The organism is Streptomyces sp. NPDC017991 (assembly GCF_044328075.1).
Taxonomy (GTDB): domain Bacteria; phylum Actinomycetota; class Actinomycetes; order Streptomycetales; family Streptomycetaceae; genus Streptomyces.
The window spans coordinates 900,009-918,725 of record NZ_JBIRGP010000003.1 but is presented as its reverse complement, the minus strand read 5'-3'; the positions used below and the strand labels follow the sequence as shown (position 1 = coordinate 918,725).

At 69.5% G+C, this 18,717-nt stretch carries 14 protein-coding genes; 8 read left to right on the top strand and 6 right to left on the bottom strand.

The window, feature by feature from the left end; all coding sequences use genetic code 11:
• The first annotated feature begins 11 nt into the window (after window positions 1-11).
• The 3 genes from ACH4DZ_RS12615 (at window position 12) to ACH4DZ_RS12605 (ending at window position 3,220) form a co-directional block, all read left to right on the top strand.
• Window positions 12-1,379, top strand: a complete 1,368-nt coding sequence (locus ACH4DZ_RS12615) for an extracellular solute-binding protein (protein WP_398287092.1) — start codon at window positions 12-14, stop codon at window positions 1,377-1,379.
• Between the two features lie 100 nt (window positions 1,380-1,479).
• Complete coding sequence (locus tag ACH4DZ_RS12610; protein WP_398287091.1) at window positions 1,480-2,373, top strand: carbohydrate ABC transporter permease; 894 nt, start codon at window positions 1,480-1,482, stop codon at window positions 2,371-2,373.
• Window position 2,374: 1 nt separating this feature from the next.
• A complete protein-coding gene (locus ACH4DZ_RS12605; protein ID WP_398287028.1) occupies window positions 2,375-3,220 on the top strand; it encodes a carbohydrate ABC transporter permease in 846 nt (281 codons plus the stop codon).
• A 49-nt stretch (window positions 3,221-3,269) separates the two neighbouring features.
• Here ACH4DZ_RS12605 and ACH4DZ_RS12600 read toward each other — a convergent pair whose 3' ends face one another.
• Window positions 3,270-5,660 carry a M4 family metallopeptidase gene (locus ACH4DZ_RS12600; protein ID WP_398287027.1) on the bottom strand — a complete coding sequence of 797 codons (2,391 nt, stop codon included), beginning with the start codon at window positions 5,658-5,660 and terminating at the stop codon, window positions 3,270-3,272.
• 638 nt (window positions 5,661-6,298) lie between these two features.
• Here ACH4DZ_RS12600 and ACH4DZ_RS12595 point away from each other — a divergent pair.
• Window positions 6,299-7,027 (top strand): helix-turn-helix domain-containing protein, encoded by a 729-nt coding sequence (locus tag ACH4DZ_RS12595; protein WP_398287026.1) that lies wholly within the window; start codon window positions 6,299-6,301, stop codon window positions 7,025-7,027.
• 73 nt (window positions 7,028-7,100) lie between these two features.
• Here the strand turns inward: ACH4DZ_RS12595 and ACH4DZ_RS12590 are convergent, their stop codons facing one another.
• Entirely contained in the window at window positions 7,101-8,126 is a 1,026-nt protein-coding gene (locus tag ACH4DZ_RS12590) for an ATP-dependent 6-phosphofructokinase (RefSeq protein WP_398287024.1), read from the bottom strand.
• A 296-nt stretch (window positions 8,127-8,422) separates the two neighbouring features.
• On the opposite strand from ACH4DZ_RS12590, the gene pta reads away from it, so the two are divergent.
• From pta to pyk, 3 genes are all read left to right on the top strand, one after another.
• Complete coding sequence (gene pta / locus ACH4DZ_RS12585) at window positions 8,423-10,573, top strand: phosphate acetyltransferase (RefSeq protein WP_398287023.1); 2,151 nt, start codon at window positions 8,423-8,425, stop codon at window positions 10,571-10,573.
• Window positions 10,570-11,808, top strand: a complete 1,239-nt coding sequence (locus tag ACH4DZ_RS12580; protein WP_398287022.1) for an acetate kinase — start codon at window positions 10,570-10,572, stop codon at window positions 11,806-11,808. The genes pta and ACH4DZ_RS12580 overlap by 4 nt, the downstream gene beginning before the upstream one ends.
• Window positions 11,809-11,952: 144 nt before the next feature.
• Entirely contained in the window at window positions 11,953-13,371 is a 1,419-nt protein-coding gene (gene pyk / locus ACH4DZ_RS12575) for a pyruvate kinase (RefSeq protein WP_267027325.1), read from the top strand.
• An 80-nt stretch (window positions 13,372-13,451) separates the two neighbouring features.
• Here pyk and ACH4DZ_RS12570 read toward each other — a convergent pair whose 3' ends face one another.
• The 4 genes from ACH4DZ_RS12570 to ACH4DZ_RS12555 all read right to left on the bottom strand — a co-directional run bounded on the left by ACH4DZ_RS12570 (window position 13,452) and on the right by ACH4DZ_RS12555 (window position 17,659).
• Window positions 13,452-14,765, bottom strand: coding sequence for a hypothetical protein (locus ACH4DZ_RS12570; RefSeq protein ID WP_398287020.1), 1,314 nt, complete (start codon window positions 14,763-14,765; stop codon window positions 13,452-13,454).
• The gene (locus tag ACH4DZ_RS12565) at window positions 14,755-15,306 is read right to left on the bottom strand and encodes a DUF6114 domain-containing protein (RefSeq protein WP_398287019.1); all 552 of its coding nucleotides are present in this window, start codon (window positions 15,304-15,306) and stop codon (window positions 14,755-14,757) included. Before ACH4DZ_RS12565 ends, ACH4DZ_RS12570 begins: the two co-directional genes overlap by 11 nt.
• A gap of 107 nt (window positions 15,307-15,413) precedes the next feature.
• Window positions 15,414-16,049, bottom strand: coding sequence for a DUF6230 family protein (locus tag ACH4DZ_RS12560; RefSeq protein ID WP_398287018.1), 636 nt, complete (start codon window positions 16,047-16,049; stop codon window positions 15,414-15,416).
• 620 nt (window positions 16,050-16,669) lie between these two features.
• Complete coding sequence (locus ACH4DZ_RS12555; protein WP_398287017.1) at window positions 16,670-17,659, bottom strand: tetratricopeptide repeat protein; 990 nt, start codon at window positions 17,657-17,659, stop codon at window positions 16,670-16,672.
• A 262-nt stretch (window positions 17,660-17,921) separates the two neighbouring features.
• Here ACH4DZ_RS12555 and ACH4DZ_RS12550 point away from each other — a divergent pair, with 262 nt between their 5' ends.
• The gene (locus ACH4DZ_RS12550; RefSeq protein WP_398287016.1) at window positions 17,922-18,545 is read left to right on the top strand and encodes a TetR/AcrR family transcriptional regulator; all 624 of its coding nucleotides are present in this window, start codon (window positions 17,922-17,924) and stop codon (window positions 18,543-18,545) included.
• Window positions 18,546-18,717 lie beyond the last annotated feature (172 nt).

The window sequence follows — 18,717 nt, the reverse complement described above, 5'->3', positions numbered from 1 at the left end:
AGGTCGTACCCGTGCGTCCCACCCCCACTCCGCTCCTTCTCGCGACCTTGCTCACCGCCACCGCGCTCACCGCCTGCGGCAGCGGTTCCGGCAGCGATCCGGACACCGTGGAGATCTCCTACAAACAGTCGACGGACAACTCGGTCCGTGTCATGGACGAGTACCTCGCGGACATCAAGACGCAGTTCGAGAAGGCCAACCCGGGCAAGACGGTCAAGCTGGTCCCGATCAAGGCCCCGGACTCGGAGTACTACACGAAGCTCCAGCAGATGCTCCGCTCCCCCAAGACCGCGCCGGACCTGGTCTACGAGGACACGTTCCTCATCAACTCCGACATCACGAGCGGCTACCTCAAGCCCCTGGACCCGTACCTCGACAAGTGGGACGACTGGGGCCAGTTCATCGACACGGCGAAGTCTGCGGCGCAGGCGGAGGACGGGAAGACGTACGGCGTCCCGGACGGCACGGACACCCGGGGCCTCTGGTTCGACAAGGGCATCTTCGCGAAGGCCGGCCTGCCCGCCGACTGGCAGCCGAGGAACTGGGACGACATCCTCGACGCGGCCCGCACGATCAAGGAGAAGGTCCCCGACGTCACGCCCATGAACGTGTACACGGGCAAGCCCGCGGGCGAGGCGGCCACCATGCAGGGCTTCGAGATGCTCCTGTACGGGACGGCCACCGGCGCCACCGAGAGCCCGCTGTACGACACGGCGTCCAAGAAGTGGATCACCGGCAGCCAGGGGTTCAAGGACTCGCTGGAGTTCGTCGAGACGGTCTTCAAGGAGAAGCTCGGCCCGGACGTCTCGGACGCCCTCGACCCCAACTTCGCGACCAGTGTCCGCGGTGAACTCCTCCCCGAGGGCAAGCTCGGCATCAACCTCGACGGCTCCTGGCTCCCGCAGGACTGGCTGAAGGGCAGCGGCCACGAGTGGCCGGAGTGGTCCAAGAAGCTGGGCCTCGCGTACATGCCCACGCAGGCGGGCCAGTCACCGGGGAAGGTGAGCATGTCGGGCGGCTGGACCTGGGCCGTCCCGAGCAAGGCGGCCAACCCCGACCTGGCCTTCGAGTTCATCAAGACCATGCAGACGAAGGCGAACGCCCAGAAGTGGTACATCGCCAACTCCGGCATCGCGGTGCGCACGGACGTGGCCGAGGACCCGGCGTACGCGAAGGCGCAGCCCGGCATCGAGTTCTTCACGGGCCTGGTGGCGAACACGCACTACCGCCCGGCCTACCCCGCGTATCCGAAGGTCTCCACGGCCATCCAGGAGGCCATGGAGGGTGTGACGACGGGCGACAGCTCGGTCGCGGAGGCGGCCAGCGGCTACGACGAGGAACTGAAGTCGGTCACGGACAACCAGGTCATCAAGAAGTGAGCGGTGCGGGACCGGACACCGCGGAACAAGGCGCCGCAAGACAAGAAGTGAGCACAGTGTGGTCGTAAGCCAGCGGGGAGCCGGTCCCGGTGAGCGCGCGGTGGTCGTCAAGGAGCGCGGCAACAACCGCGCTCCGCGGCTGCGCGCCCTCACCCGGGCCCTCCCCGTCACCCCCGCCCTCGTCATCCTCGTTCTTTTCCTGGCCGGGCCGATCGCGTACTGCGCCTACATCGCCTTCACCGATCTGCAGCTCACCGGCCAGGCCGAGTCGTCGTTCACCGGTTTCGACAACTTCCGTACGGCCTTCAAGGACGACGCGTTCCTCAACGCCGTATGGCTGACGCTCGTCTTCACGTTCCTCAGCTCGATCGTCGGCCAGAACACGCTGGGCCTGGCCCTGGCCGCGCTGATGCAGCGCGCGTCGAAGCCGGTCCGTACGGTCACCGGCGGGATCGTCGTCACGGCCTGGGTGCTGCCCGAGGTCGTGGCCGGCTTCCTCCTGTACGCCTTCTTCCGCCGCGAGGGCACACTGAACGCGATCCTCGACTGGCTGCATCTGCCGTCCCAGAACTGGCTGTTCACGCTGCCGATCCTGGCGGTGTCGTTCGCGAACGTGTGGCGCGGCACGGCCTTCTCGATGCTGGTCTACTCGGCCGCCCTGAACGAGATCCCGAAGGAGATCACCGAGGCCGCGGAGGTCGACGGCGCGGGCGGCTGGCGCCGGATGTGGCACATCACGCTGCCGATGATCCGCCGGTCCATCGGCACGAACCTGATGCTCAACACCCTGCAGACGCTGTCGGTGTTCGGTCTGATCTGGGTGATGACGAGGGGTGGTCCGGGAAACCGCAGCCAGACCCTCCCCCTGTTCATGTACGAGCAGGCCTTCCAGAAGAGCATGATCGGCTACGGGACCGCCGTCGCCCTCCTCCTGCTGGTGGTCGGCTCCCTCTTCTCCCTGGTCTATCTGCGCCTGCTGCGGACGGAGGTCTGAGATGGCCGCGCGTACGACCCTCAACACCCGCCGCGCCGGCCGGCGTTACGCCGCCGACGCGAGCCTCCTGTTCGTCGCCGCCGCTTTCGTCCTGCCGCTGGCCTGGGTGATCCTGTCCGCCCTCGACCCGCACGCCGGGCTGAAGGTGAAGCTGCCCGACGGGGTCACGCTCGACAACTTCGACGCGGTCCTGAAGCCGGACATCACCTTCACACCGCTGCTCAACAGCCTGATCCTGTGCGGCGGCGCGACCCTGCTGACGGTGGTCTGCGCGGCGCTGGCCGCGTATCCGCTCTCGCGTTTCCGGTCCCGGCTGAACCGCCCGTTCCTGCTCACGATCATCTTCGCGACGAGCCTGCCGATCACGGCGATCATGGTTCCGGTGTACGCGCTGTTCGTCCAGGTGAACCTGATCGACACCATGCAGGGCACGATCTTCTTCTTCACGGCGTCCCAACTGCCGTTCGCCATCTGGCTGATGAAGAACTTCATGGACGGCGTACCGAAGGAGCTGGAGGAGGCGGCCTGGACGGACGGGGCGTCGTCGTTCCAGTCGCTGCTGCGTGTCGTGCTGCCGTTGATGGGCCCGGGGATCGCGGTGGTGACCGTCTTCTCGTTCGTGGCGATGTGGGGGAACTTCTTCGTCCCGTTCATGCTGCTGCTCTCGCCGGAGCAGATGCCGGCGTCGGTGAGCATCAACGACTTCTTCGGCAACCGCGGGACGGTGGTCTACGGACAGCTGGCCGCGTTCTCGATCATCTACTCGACACCGGTGATCCTGCTGTACGTGCTGGTGGCCCGGCGCCTGGGCGGGGGGTTCGCACTGGGCGGGGCGGTCAAGGGGTGACCGCCCCGCCCAGGACTCGTACCGGACTCGTACCGGATCTACCGAGGGATCAGCTGGTCGTCACGGCCGTGTCGTCGATGACGAAGCTGGTCTGCAGTGAGGTGTCCTCCACGCCGCTGAACTTCAGGGCGACGGTGGAGCCCGCGTACGAGGACAGGTCGAAGGTCTTCTGTACGTACCCGGTGGCCTTGTTGAGGTTGGAGTAGGTGGCCAGGGTGGCCGAGCCCGCGGTGACGGTGAGCTTGTCGTAGGCGGTGCTGGTGGACGTCTCCGCGCTGTCGATGTGCAGCCAGAAGGTGAAGCTGGCCTTGCAGCCGCTGGGGACGGTCACCGACTGGGACAGCGTGTCGGTGTGCGTGCTGCCGTACCCGTCCAGCCATGCCTTGTACGAACCGCCGTGGGCCGCCTGGTCGGTGTCGTTGGTGATGACACCGCTGGTGGCGGTCCAGGTGGTGCTGCCGGACTCGAAGCCGGCGTTGCCGAGCAGCTGCGCCGAGGTGCAGGTGCCGCCGCCGGTCGAGCTGACGGTCCAGGTGAAGGACGCCGTGCCGGTGGCGCCGGTGCTGTCGGTGACGGTGACCGTGGTGCTGTAGGTCCCGGCGGCGCTCGGGGTCCCGGTGATCGCGCCGGAGCCGCTGATCGACAGGCCGGTGGGCAGTCCGGTGGCGGCGTAGGTCAGCGACCCGCTGTTGGTGCTGCTGGCCGTGACCTGGAGGCTGACCGCGGTGCCGACGACGGAGGACTGGCTGCCCGGGTTGGTGACGGTGACACCGCCGGTCGGCGGGGTGACGTGGCTGCCCACGTTGATGCCGGCGAAGGCGTTCGCGACGCCCGCGTACTGGGTGGAGCCGGCCCCGTACAGGGAGGTCGCGGCGTTCAGGGCCGCGGTGCGGGCGCCCGCGTAGTTCGTCGTCGACGTCATGTACGTCGTCAGCGCCTTGTACCAGATCTGCAGGGCGGCGGCGCGGCCGATGCCCGCGACGGCGACGCCGTCGGAGGTCGGGCTGTTGTAGCTGACGCCGTTGACGACCTTGCTGCCGCTGCCCTCGGAGAGCAGGTAGAACATGTGGTTCGCGGGGCCCGAGGAGTAGTGGACGTCGAGGTTGCCGATGCCGGAGTACCAGCTGTCGGAGGAGCCGCCGTCCTTGTCGGGCTCGTCCATGTAACGCAGCGGGGTGCCGTCGCCGTTGATGTCGATCTCTTCGCCGACGAGGTAGTCGCCGACGTCGTTGGAGTTGGCGGCGTAGAACTCGACGCCGGTGCCGAATATGTCGGAGGTCGCCTCGTTCAGCCCGCCGGACTCACCGGTGTAGTTGAGGTTCGCGGTGTTGGAGGTGACCCCGTGGCTCATCTCGTGGCCGGCCACGTCGAGCGAGGTCAGCGCGTGGGTGCCGCTGGTGCCGTCGCCGTACGTCATGCAGAAGCAGTCGTCGTCCCAGAAGGCGTTGACGTACGCCGAGCTGTAGTGGACGCGGGAGTAGGCGGCGACACCGTCGTTCTTGATGCCGCTGCGCCCGAACGTGTTCTTGTAGAAGTCCCAGGTCGTCTGGGCGCCGTAGGCGGCGTCCACGCCGGCGGTCTGGGTGTTGGAGCCCGACCCGGTGCCCCACACGTCGTCGGCGTCGGTCATCAGGGTGCCGGTGCCCGAGGTGCCGTTGTTGAGCGAGTACGTCTTGTGGCCGCCACGCGTGGTGTCGTACAGCTGGTACGTCGAGCCGGACAGCGTGGTGTTCAGCGTGACCGTGCCGCTGTACTGGCTGTTGCCGGTGCCGGTCTTGACGTCCTGGAACTCGTGGAGCTTCGCCCCCGTGCCCGCGTCGGTGATGACGTGCAGCCTGCTGGGCGTGCCGTCGTCCTGGAGACCGCCGACGACCGTCTCCCAGGCGAGCTTCGGGGTGCCGTCGCCGGCCCAGATCACCTTGCGTGCGCTGTCGGCGGTGGGGTCCTGCGCGTCGAGCGCCTCGGCCGCCTTGAGGGCCTTGGTCTCGGCGGCCGACTTGGTGTAGGTCGCGGTGGTGGAGGAGACCTTGAGGGTCCGCTTGCCGGCGAAGGTGGTGCTCACCGTGCCGGTGGCCACGGAGGCGGGCGGGGTGTGCACGACCAGGTCGCCGCCGAGGACCGGGAGCCCGGCGTAGGTCCGCTCGTAGCGGGTGTGGAGGGTGCCGTCGTTGTCCTTGACGACGTCCTTGACGAGCAGCTTCTCCTTGGCGCCGAGGCCCAGGGAGTCGGCGGTCACGCCGGTCTTCTTCGCCGCGCTCCTGATCAGCGCGGTGCGCTGGGCCGGGGTCAGCTCGGCCGTGAGGCCCCCGGCGCGTACGGGGCTCGGGTGGGGGGCGGCGGGCTCGGCGGACGCGGGGACTGTCTGTACACCGACGGCCAGGAGGGCGGCGGTGGCCACCAGGGCTCCGGCTGCGGCCGCCTGGCGGGGGATTCGTCTCACTCGTACTCCTACTGCGACGGCCGCGGGTCGGCGGCCGGTGACAGCCCGGGCAGACGGGATGTGCTGCCCGGGACGAGCTGAGCAGGGGGTGCGGGTCCGTGACCGCGGGCAGGCCGTGGGGGAAGCCGGGGGCCGTGGCTGGGGGAAGAATGGCACCGTTGACCTATACATGTCAGTGCCCGTCAGATGATCCGAGGGTTATCCCTCTGTGACCCTCGGCGGACCTGTGCTCCCCCTGTGCCGGCACTGTGTGTTCGGCCGCCGTCACCGCCCGTGGACACCCCGGGCACCGAATGGTTCGCGCCGCGCGTTTCCGGGGCCCGCGCCGCCGCCGAGCGCGCCAGGGACCCCAAGAGGCGGCGGAACCGGTCATCACCGGCCCTTCGCCCCGCCCACCGGAGGCCCGCGCTCCACTATCGGTGGACTCGTCCCGCATATGCCCGTCGACGCTGCTCATGGCGCATGCCGGAGCCGCCCGGGGCCCACGCGCCGCGACCGTCCGCCCGCGTGCGCGCCGCTCTCCAGACAGGACGGCCTATGTGCGCGTTCCCTGGACAACTGTCCGAAACAGTAGGTTCGCACAATCCGTGATCCTGGCCGAACAGACCGTAGTCACCGCAGCCCCGCGCCCATACGTTGTGCCCGTGCACCAGACGTCGGCCCCGCAGCCCACCCCGCCCTTCGACGCCCCGACCGCCCGGAACCTGCGTATCGCCCTCGGCATGGGTCCCGAGCATGTCGCGTACGGGATACGGACCTCGTTCGGACTGCCCCATGTGACGCCCGACCTGGTCCACGCCTGGGAGCGGGGCCTGGTCACTCCCGGCAACAGTGAACTCATCGCCCTGGCGGGCGTGTTGTGGTGCTCACCCAGCGAACTCATCGGCGCGCCCCGGACATTGCGCGAGCACCGGATCGCACGCGGCCTGCCGGCCGAGGACGTGGCGCGCGCCGTGGGGCTCGAACTCCTCGCGTACGTACGGATGGAGGAGGCGGGAGAATGGCGCGGCAGCGAGCGGCAGTCGGCGGCGCTCGCCCAGGTACTCGAACTCTCCCCGGCGGACCACGTCACGGTCACCGGCCGCGAGCCGAAGCTGGCGATGATGCTGCGCGGCGCGGTGACGACCCGCTGGCAGGCGTACGTCCGCCCGGTGGGCAAGCTGCTGACGCTGGAGCGGCGGATCGTGGGGCACGCGCTGCGGGCACTGCACACCGAGTACCAGGGGCGGATGGTGCCGACCCTGAGCTGGGGCGCCGGCCCGGCGGCGGCCGAGGCCGACGACGCGGGCCGGGACTTCCTGGACCGGATCGTCGACCGCTTCTGGACGACGATCCGGCGCGACCGCGAGAGGTACGGCGACGGCTGAGAGTTCGCGCGGGCTGAGGGTTCGCGACGGCTGAGGATTCGCTCGGGCTGACGGCGCGCGTCAGCCCGCGTGCCTAGAAGACCGACTCCGCCTCGTCCATCCGGTCCTTCGGGACGGTCTTCAGCTCGGTGACCGCCTCGGCCAGCGGCACCATCACGACGTCCGTGCCGCGCAGCGCCGTCATCCGGCCGAACTCACCGCGATGCGCGGCCTCCACCGCGTGCCAGCCGAAGCGCGTCGCGAGCACCCGGTCGTACGCGGTCGGCGTGCCGCCGCGCTGGATGTGGCCGAGGATGACCGGCTTGGCCTCCTTGCCGAGGCGGCGCTCCAGCTCGTACGCCAGTGCCGTGCCGATGCCCTGGAAGCGCTCGTGGCCGAACTGGTCGATCTCGCCGTGGCCGTAGTCCATGCTGCCCGTGACGGGGTGGGCTCCCTCGGCCACGCAGATGACCGCGAACTTCTTCCCGCGCGCGAAGCGCTCCTCGACCATCTTGATCAGGTCGGCCGGGTCGAACGGCCGCTCGGGCAGGCAGATGCCGTGGGCGCCGGCGGCCATGCCGGACTCCAGGGCGATCCAGCCGGCGTGGCGGCCCATGACCTCGACGACCATCACCCGCTGGTGGGACTCGGCGGTCGTCTTGAGGCGGTCCATCGCCTCCGTGGCGACCCCGACGGCGGTGTCGAAGCCGAAGGTGCGGTCCGTCGACGAGATGTCGTTGTCGATCGTCTTGGGGACCCCGACCACGGGCAGGCCCGCGTCCGACAGCATCCGCGCCGCCGTCAGCGTGCCCTCGCCGCCGATCGGGATGAGGACGTCGATACCGAACTCGCGCGCGGTGTCCTGAGCGTTCTCGCAGGCCTCGCGGAGACGGTCGCGCTGGAGCCGGGAGGAGCCGAGGATGGTGCCGCCACGGGCGAGGATGCCGCTGACGGCGTCCAGGTCGAGGCTGCGGTAGCGGCCTTCGAGCAGTCCCGCGTAGCCGTCCTCGAACCCGACGACCTCGGCGTCGTAGTTGGTGACGGCCCGGTGCACGACCGACCGGATGACGGCGTTCAGTCCCGGACAGTCGCCGCCTGCGGTAAGAACTCCGATACGCATCGTGCTGTGTCTCCTGCTCGCTGTGGGGCCGTGTCTCCTGTGGTGCCTGAGAGCCAGTCCGATTGTTTCATGGGCCACGGGGGGCCGCTGTCCGCACCCTTCGCGCCCCCGCGACCGCTGCCGCGCCCCCCTCAAGCCCCCGTCAAGCCCTGCGAGCCCCTCATCCGCCCCTCCGGAGCGCCCGTCCGCCCCGGGCCTGACGGGCGCCTTAGCCATGCCCGGAGGTATTGTCAAGAGGGCTCAGCCGACGACGTCGGCTGCGTTTTTACCGATATCGGAGGAAACGGAGAGCACGCGTGACGCGCAGCGTGTACGTGACCGGGATCGACCGAGGTGACGGCCGCCAGGTCATCGAGCTGGGAGTCATGGAGCTCCTGACCCGCCAGGTGGACCGGGTGGGGGTGTTCCGCCCCCTCGTCCACGACGGACCGGACCGGCTCTTCGAGTTGCTGCGCGCCCGCTACCGCCTCGCGCAGGACCCCGCGACGGTCTACGGCATGGACTACCACGAGGCGTCCGCGCTCCAGGCCGACCAGGGCACCGACGAACTGGTCTCGCAGCTCGTCGACCGCTTCCACCGGGTGGCCCGCGACTACGACGTGGTCCTCGTCCTCGGTACGGACTACGCCGACACGCAGTTCCCGGACGAGCTGGCGCTCAACGCCCGTCTGGCGAACGAGTTCGGCGCGTCCGTGATCCCCGTAGTGGGCGGCCGCAAGCAGACCGTGGAGTCGGTGCTCGCGGAGACCCGCAACGCGTTCCGCGCCTACGACGGCCTGGGCTGCGACGTCCTCGCGATGGTGGTGAACCGGGTCGCCCCCGCCGACCGCGGGGACATCCACGGACTGCTCGACAACCGCCTGCCCGTGCCGTGTTACGTACTGCCGGACGAGCCCGCGCTCTCCGCTCCGACGGTCGCCCAGATCACCCACGCCCTCGGCGGCAAGGTGCTCCTCGGCGACGACGCGGGGCTCGCGCGCGACGCGCTGAACTTCGTCTTCGGCGGCGCCATGCTGCCGAACTTCCTGGGCGCGCTGACCCCGGGCTGCCTGGTCGTCACCCCCGGCGACCGCGCCGACCTCGTGGTGGGCGCCCTCGCCGCGCACAGCGCCGGCACCCCTCCCATAGCGGGCGTGGTGCTCACCCTGAACGAGCGCCCGAGCGACCTCGTCCTCACCCTGGCCGCCCGCCTCGCCCCCGGCACCCCGGTGATCGCGGTCGAGACGGGGTCCTTCCTCACGGCGTCCGAACTCTTCGCCATGGAAGGCAAGTTGAACGCGGCCACGCCTCGCAAGGCGGAGACGGCGCTGGGCCTCTTCGAGCGGTACGTGGACACCGGCGGCCTCCTCAAGCGCGTCTCGGCGCCCAGCAGCGGCCGTGTCACGCCGATGATGTTCGAGCACAAGCTCCTGGAGCAGGCCCGCTCCGACAAGCGGCGCGTCGTGCTGCCCGAGGGCACCGAGCCGCGCGTCCTGCACGCCGCCGAGGTGCTGCTGCGCCGCGGTGTCTGCGACCTCACCCTGCTCGGCCCCGTCGACCAGATCCGCAAGAAGGCCGCCGACCTGGGCATCGACCTCGGCGCCGCCCAGCTGATCGACCCGCAGACCTCCGGACTGCGCGACCGGTTCGCCGAGCGGTACGCCGAACTGCGTTCCCACAAGGGCGTGTCCGTCGAGCTGGCGTACGACGTCGTCTCGGACGTGAACTACTTCGGCACGCTGATGGTCCAGGAGGGCCTCGCCGACGGCATGGTCTCGGGGTCGGTGCACTCCACGGCGGCCACCATCCGCCCGGCCTTCGAGATCATCAAGACCAAGCCGGAGGCCTCGATCGTCTCCTCGGTCTTCTTCATGTGCCTCGCCGACAAGGTCCTCGTGTACGGCGACTGCGCGGTCAACCCCGACCCGGACGCGGAGCAGCTGGCCGACATCGCCATCCAGGCCGCCGCCACCGCCGAGCAGTTCGGGGTCGAGCCGCGGATCGCGATGCTCTCGTACTCGACCGGCACGTCCGGCTCGGGCGCGGACGTCGACAAGGTGCGCACGGCCACCGAGCTGGTCCGCTCCCGCCGTGCCGATCTGAGCGTCGAGGGGCCGATCCAGTACGACGCGGCCGTCGAGCCGTCCGTCGCGGCGACCAAGCTGCCGGGGTCGAAGGTCGCCGGGCAGGCGTCCGTGCTGATCTTCCCGGACCTCAACACCGGCAACAACACGTACAAGGCCGTGCAGCGGTCGGCCGGCGCGATCGCCGTCGGACCGGTCCTGCAGGGCCTGCGCAAGCCGGTCAACGACCTGTCCCGGGGCGCGCTCGTCGGGGACATCGTGAACACGGTCGCCATCACCGCGATCCAGGCCCAGGCACAGCCCCCGGCCGGCGCGGTGCACGGGGACCCCTCCCCCGACTCCACCCAGACCGCGACCCCGACCCCGAAGGTTTCCGCCCAGTGAGTGCCAACCGTGTCCGCGTCCTCGTCCTCAACTCCGGTTCGTCCTCGGTGAAGTACCAGCTGCTCGACATGAGCGACCGCAGCCGGCTGGCCGCGGGCCTCGTCGAGCGGATCGGCGAGGAGACCTCCAGGCTCAAGCACTCCCCGCTGGCCGCGGGCGGCGAGGCCCGCGAGAGCGACGGACGGATCGCCGACCACGAGGCCGCGCTGAAGGCGGTCGCCGAGGAGCTGTCCCGCGACGGGCTCGGTATCGACTCCCCCGAGCTGGCCGCGATCGGCCACCGGGTCGTGCACGGCGGCCGGAAGTTCACCCGGCCGACCGTCGTCGACGACGCGGTCCTCGCCGAGATCGAGCGCCTCATCCCGGTGGCACCGCTGCACAACCCGGCCAACCTCACCGGCATCCGTACCGCTCAGGCGCTGCGCCCGGACCTCCCCCAGGTCGCCGTCTTCGACACGGCGTTCCACACGACGATGCCGGAGTCCGCGGCCCGCTACGCCATCGACGTGAAGACGGCCGACGAGCACCGCATCCGCCGGTACGGCTTCCACGGCACCTCGCACGCGTACGTGTCCCGCGAGACGGCGCGGCTGCTCGGCCGGGCCCCGGAGGACGTGAACGTCATCGTGCTGCATCTGGGCAACGGCGCCTCGGCCTCCGCGGTCGAGAGGGGCCGGTGCGTGGACACCTCCATGGGACTGACGCCCTTGGAGGGACTCGTGATGGGTACGCGCTCCGGAGACGTGGATCCGGCGGTCATCTTCCATTTGACGCGTGTTGGCGACATGTCCACGGACGAGATCGACACTCTGCTCAACAAGAAGAGCGGGCTGCTCGGACTGTGCGGCGACAACGACATGCGGGAGATCCGCCGCCGTATCGACGAGGGCGGCGAGGACGCCGCACCGGCACAGCTCGCCTTCGACATCTACATACACCGACTGAAGAAGTACATCGGCGCGTATTACGCGGTACTGGGCCACGTCGACGCGGTGGTCTTCACCGCCGGCGTCGGGGAGAACGCGGCCCCGGTGCGCGAGGCCGCGATCGCGGGCCTGGACTCGCTCGGCCTGGCCGTCGACGGCGGCCTGAACGCCGTACGGTCCGACGCGCCGCGGCTGATCTCGCCCGGGGGCGCGCGGGTCGCGGTGGCCGTCGTGCCGACCGACGAGGAACTGGAGATCGCGAACCAGACGTACGCGCTCGTGGAGGACGGAAACGCCGGGGCCGCCTGAAAAAGCCTCGAAAACATTAGAAAGTCTGCCGGGAGAACGACGGGAAAACAGCCGGTCAGGTCCACGCCTGAGCGCGCACCCGCCCATTTGTATCTTCCACCAGACGGAATATTCCGAAGCGAAACAAACCGATAGGATCGCCCTATGCGCCGTTCCAAAATCGTCTGCACACTCGGTCCCGCCGTCGACTCCCACGAACAGCTCGTCTCGCTGATCGAGGCCGGCATGAACGTGGCCCGTTTCAACTTCAGCCACGGCTCCCACGCCGAGCACCAGGGCCGCTACGAGCGGGTCCGCTCCGCCGCCCGGGAGACCGGCCGCGCCATCGGCGTCCTGGCCGACCTCCAGGGCCCGAAGATCCGGCTGGAGACCTTCGCCGAGGGCCCCGTGGAGCTGGAGCGCGGTGACGAGTTCACCATCACGACCGAGGACGTCCCGGGCGACAAGTCGATCTGCGGCACCACCTACAAGGGTCTGCCGGGCGATGTCTCCAAGGGCGACCAGGTCCTGATCAACGACGGCAACGTCGAGCTGCGGGTCGTCGAGGTCGACGGCCCGAACGTGAAGACGATCGTCATCGAGGGCGGCGTCATCTCGGACCACAAGGGCATCAACCTGCCCGGTACGGCCGTCAACGTGCCGGCGCTGTCCGAGAAGGACGTCGACGACCTGCGCTTCGCCCTGCAGATGGGCTGCGACCTGGTCGCGCTGTCCTTCGTGCGCGACGCCCACGACGTGAACGACGTCCACAAGATCATGGACGAGGAGGGCCGCCGGGTCCCCGTCATCGCCAAGGTGGAGAAGCCCCAGGCGGTGGAGAACATGGAGGCCGTCGTGGCGGCCTTCGACGGCGTCATGGTGGCCCGTGGCGACCTGGCCGTCGAGTACCCCCTGGAGCGGGTCCCGATGGTGCAGAAGCGCCTCGTGGAGCTGTGCCGGCGCAACGCCAAGCCGGTGATCGTCGCGACCCAGATGATGGAGTCGATGATCACCAACTCCCGCCCGACGCGCGCCGAGGCGTCCGACGTCGCCAACGCGATCCTCGACGGGGCCGACGCGGTCATGCTGTCGGCGGAGTCCAGCGTCGGCGCGTACCCGATCGAGACCGTGAAGACGATGTCGAAGATCGTCGTCGCGGCCGAGGAGGAGCTGCTCTCCAAGGGCCTGCAGCCGCTCGTGCCGGGCAAGAAGCCGCGTACGCAGGGTGGCTCCGTCGCCCGTGCCGCGTGCGAGATCGCGGACTTCCTGGGCGGCAAGGGCCTGGTGGCCTTCACCAAGTCCGGTGACACCGCGCGCCGCCTCTCCCGCTACCGTGCGGCCCAGCCCATCCAGGCGTTCACCACGGACGAGGGCACCCGCAACCAGCTCGCGCTGAGCTGGGGCGTCGAGTCGCACGTCGTGCCGTTCGTGCACAGCACCGACGAGATGGTCGAACTGGTCGACAGCGAGCTGCGCAAGCTCAACCGCTTCAGCGACGGCGACATCGTCGTGATGACCGCCGGCTCGCCCCCCGGCGTCACGGGCACCACGAACATGGTCCGCGTACACCACCTGGGCGGCTGACCGCCTCCGGTACGCAGCTGAGGGCGCTCCCTGCCGCGCAGGGAGCGCCCTCAGCCGTTCCTCATGCCGAACGAACCGTCCTAGCCGAGCGGCGTGTTGTACTGCCGCATCCCGGGGATCGTCAGGTCTCCGCCGAACTGGGCGGCCTGGACGACCTTCACCTTTGTGAAGTAGATCAGCGGGATGTTCAGCGGCGGAGGGTTCTCCGGGTCGAACGTGATCGGGATCAGACCGAGCAGGTTCCCGGAGATGCTCTCCGTGTACATGACCGTCTTGCCGCCCTTGATGGTGGACGTCGTGCCGCTGCCCGCCTGGACGTGGTAACGCACCCCGGCGTCCTTGTCGTCGACCGTCTGGTGCAGGTCGCCGATGTCGGTGCCGTTGGAGATCACGTACTTCAGGACCTTCTTGACCGAGCCGTTGGCGGTCTTCACCTTGACGATGCCCTGGTAGTCGGCGCCCTTGAGGGTCAGGGAGCTGGCCTCCAGCATCCACGGGTCGTCGGCCAGGGCGGGGATGCCCTGCTCGACACCGCTCTCGTCGTCCGTGGCGGCCGGGCAGTCGTCCGGGTCCGTGGTGGAACTGGCGGACGGGCTGGGCGTCGGGGAGGCGGTGGCCTCGTCGGCCGCGTCCTCGGCCTTCTCCGTGGCGTCCTTCGCGGCCTCGGACGCCGTGCCGGTCACGTCCTCGACCGTGTCCTCGGCCTTGCCGGCCGTGTCCTTGACCGCGTCCTTCGCGTCGTCGACCGTGTCGGACGCGCTCTTCGTGGCCGAGGGGCTGGGCGTGGCGGACGGTTCCGCGGTGGGGGTCGCGGTCTCCTTCCCGCCGGGCGTGAGGATGTCCTCAAGCGCGTCGCCGATCTCGTCCAGGACGTTGCCGCTGCTCTGCGAGGGGCTGGGCGTCGGCGTGGACGCCCCGCCCCCGGACTCGGCCGGCTTGCTCGTCGAGGCGGACGGCGTGGGGTCGGGCTTGTCCTCGGAACCTGAATCCGAGGAAGAGCCGTCACCCGTCGAGCCGTCGCCCGCGGAGTCGTCGTCCGAGGCGGGAGCGCTCGCCGAAGCCGAGGCCGAGGCAGAGGGCGACGGGGTCGCCGTCGCGTCCTGCTCCTCGTCGGCCTTGTCGTCCTTGGCGCTGTCGTCCAGCGCCTCGACGCAGTCCTTGTACTCGTCGATCGTGAGGTTCTTCGCCGACGGCTTGTCGTCGGCCTGGGCGAGGGTCGGCGTGAACCCCATGCCTATGAGGATCGCGGTCGGCATCGACGCTATGGCTATCGCCTTGCCCGCGGGCACGTGCAGCCTGGTGAACAGCGGTTTCCTGGGGGCTGCGTGCCGCGGCCCGGTTCTCTCACGGGACTCGCCCGCGGAGTCCGCGTATTGGACCTCGTCAGCCGGCACTGTGCCTCCCGTTCGCCCCGTTGGTGGGGCTCGTTCCTGACAGATCGTTCGGCTCGCTCGCCCCGTCGGCCGGCGCGGCCTGCGGAACGCCTCCCTTGTCCGTACGGTCCGTCTCGGTCCGGTGTGCGGCCGACTGGTCGCCCGGCACCCACGCGACCGCCATCCCGCCGCCGACCAGGGCCAGCAGGAAGCCGATCAGGAAGCCGCCGATGTTCGACACGGGGATGGAGACCAGCCCGAGCAGGATCGACGCGACACCGGCGAAGACCCGCACGTGCTTCTGGTACCAGAGGCTGATTCCGAGAACGCCCAGGAGCACTCCGATGATGAGCGAACCGGCACCCGCGGTCGTCGCCATGGCCAGCGTGAGATGCCCGATCTGAAGGTTCGCGTACGGGAAGTACGCGATCGGGAATCCCGCGAGGAGGATGAACAGGCCGGCCCAGAAGGGACGGCCACCACGCCAGACACGGAACCGCAGCCGCCAGTAGGTGAATTGACCGCGCGCGGCAGGATTCCCTGCAGGAGTCTCGGCGCTCATGGAAAACAGCTCCCTGGAACGGCGTTGCTGTGAGAGGTTCACGTACTACGAAGTAGGGGGACGGGCGGGCGAGGCAGCAGAAGCTCCCCCACCCGCCCGAAGAGTGCCTAGTAGCACTCGTTGACACCCTTGGACAGCGACATCTTCAGGCCGCTGAGCTTGAAGGTGCCGGCGGTGGTCGCCCACGCCGTCTGCTTCACACCCGTCAGCACGGCCTTGTCGGCCTGCTGGGCGAAGCCGTAGGGGTTCGCCTGGTCACCCTTGGCGATTCCCGGACCCTTGGTGGCGTCCTTCGCCGCAACACCGATGTCGATGTTGGTGAAGGTCGCATCGGCCTCCAGGTCCTCGACGTCGATGTAGAGCTGCTTGGCCTCGACCGCGTCGTGGCCCTTGCCGCCCGCATTCAGCCGCAGGGTCACCGAACCGAGCAACGGGATGTTCGGGGTGACCACGGACTGGCACATGTTCGTGATCGTGGCACTCTCGAACGCCGACACCGCGACCGGGTGCGCCGTCTTGTCGCCCTTGAGCGTGTACCCCTGGTCGATGGCTCCGTACTGCGAGAAGCCGGTACCGACCAGTTCGTCCGCCGTCACCTTGAACGACTGACCCGACACGCTGAACGACGCGGCGAGAGCGCCTTGTGCAAGGGCGATGCCTATGCACGCCGTGGCGGCCACGCTGGGCACCATGACAACGGCGAACCGCTTCCATCTGGTCCCGCCACGCACCTGGGACTCCATATTTCCTCCTTCTCGGACGTACATCTCCGGCCCTGGCCGCCGCCAGACAGCGGCTCAGCCGGGCAGGGATGGGAGAAGTGCTACGTCCTCGGGAAGGAGAGCGCCCGAACCCGGAGGCGCGCAACGCACCCGAATCACCGGCGATCACCCCCGAGCGACAACCACTGGTCGCGCCTGAACACTTCACGCACAACCTGCCGGACAGGCTCCGCCGAGCGGCGAAGACCCCCCTGTCCAAGGACCGGCGCCACTGCCGCCGCCCCTACTCGGTGGGGACCCAAGAAAACCCGCTGACCCGAGTGGTTGTCGGGGGAGGGAAATGGACCGAGCGTCGCCGATCGTGGTGCATTCTCGCCGCCCGCACAAGGGGGTTCGTTACTGGCTAGTAACGGCCGGATAACCGAACAACGACCTGTCGGTGTCGGCCGACCACCGAGGGTGGCCCCGAGGGAGGTGACAAAGTGATCGAAGATTGGACGGAATCCGACAGATCACCGCCTTGGACTTACTCCCAGTAACAGTGGCCGCGTTTACCAAGTTTTGGTAAAGCGCGGCCACTGTGCAGCCGTGGCGGCAAATCCTTCACCCGGGCATCACCGGGCGCGGCGTTTAGCGACTGGTCAGAACAGAGCGCGCGCCAGCGCCCTGCGCGCGGCCGTCACACGCGGATCATCGCCGCCGACGACCTCGAAGAGCTCCAGCAGCCGGACGCGCGCCGCGTCACGGTCGTCACCCGCCGTACGCGCCACGGTGTCGACGAGCCGTCCCAGCGCGTCCTCCACATGGCCGCCCACCAGGTCCAGGTCGGCGGCGGCGATCTGCGCCGGTACGTCACCGGGCCGGTCCGCGGCCTCCTTGCGCACCTGCTGGGGGTCCGCGCCCTGCACCCGCTGGAGCAGCTCGGCCTGGGCGAGACCCAGCTTGGCCTCGGTGTTCCCGGGGTCGTCGCTCAGCACGTTCCTGTACGCCTGGACCGCGCCACCCAGGTCACCCGCGTCCAGCGCCCGCACGGCGGCTTCGAGCAGCGCGTCGTACGGGCCGACCGGGACCTCGGGGGCCGTGGCGGCGTCGTCACGCCCGGTGTCCTCCGCGCTCTGGTCCACGGTCACGCCGGTGAGCCCGAACCGCTCCTCGGCGACCTGGACGAGCTGGTCCAGGGTGCCCCGGATCTGCGCCTCGGGAGCGGCGCCCTGGAAGAGCGGCAGGGCCTGGCCGGCCACCACCGCGAAGACGGCCGGGATGCCCTGGACCCCGAACTGCTGCATCAGCATCTGATTGGCGTCGACGTCGATCTTGGCGAGGACGAACCGGCCGTTGTACTCGACGGTGAGCCGCTCCAGGAGCGGGCTGAGCTGCTTGCACGGCTCGCACCACTCGGCCCAGAAGTCGATGACGACCGGCACCTCGGTGGAGCGCTGCAGGACGTCCCGCTCAAAACCCGCCTCGTCGACGTCGATGACGAGACTCGACGCGGACACGGCGGGAACGGCCCCGCCCCCCTGCCTTACCGCTTCGGCGCGCGCCTGCTCCGCCTTCGCCTTGGCCTCCTGGGCCGCTTTCACCGCGGCGAGGTCGACGACTCCGCTCATGGACATGTTCCGTGGCTGCATGCGTCTATCCTCCCCCCTCCGCGCGCCTGCGTGAAAAGCGCTGTGAAAGCCAGTCCTGATACGTGTTTCCGATGCCGGGTCCCCACCTGGCGCCGCGTGGTCGTCGCTCACGTACGAAGCTGGGCGCGGGCTCTCGCGTCGCGCTTTCGCTACGAGCCGTAGCGTAACTGTCCCGGGACAGCCCGGGGAAGCCCGTCCCGGTGATCTCCCTCACCCGTCCACAGGATCCCCCTACGCGGAACGTCCGGATATGGTCGCCGACATGCAGAGTCGCAGTTCCGCCCCCCGTACGGGACGTCCGCGCAGCGTCGAGGCCGACGAGGCGATCCTGGCGGCGACGCGTGCGGCTCTCGTGGACCTGGGCTGGTCGGGTCTGACACTGGGCGACGTGGCCACCCGCGCGGGTGTCGCGAAAACGACGCTATACCGGCGCTGGGCGGGCAAGAACGAGCTGGTGGTCGACGCGGTGGCGGCCCTCTTCGACGAACTGGAACTGCCCGACCGGGGAAGTCTCGCCGCGGACATCGAGGTGGTGGTGCTCCAGTTCGCGGCGATTCTGAGCCGTCCGGAGGCCAAGACCGCGCTGATGGCCGTGGTCGCCGAGTCGACCGGCGACGCCCCGCTGCGCGACCGGATCCGCTCGTCCATCGTCGACCGCCAGAAGCACCTCGTCACGCAGGGCCGCGCCCGCGCCCAGGCCCGCGGGGAGTTGCCCGTGGAGAACGACCCGGAGACGGCCGCCCGCGGCACGGACCTGATCTTCGACGTGATCGCGGGCTCGGTCGTACACCGCTGTCTGGTCAGCTCGAAGCCGGTGGACACCGACTGGGCCCGCGACTTCACCCAGCTGCTGCTGGGCGGGCTGACCACGATCTCCCCCACCTGACCGCCGTCAACCGCCCAGCTCGCACCGGACGAGTTTCCCGCCGGCCCGGGACAGGCCCATGGGGCAGTGGCCCCAGCGGTCGTACGGGAACATCCGAGTGAGCCGATCTCCCGTGACACTCAGGAGCACCTGTCCCGATACCGCACGCTCTTCGACCGGTTGACGGAGTCCG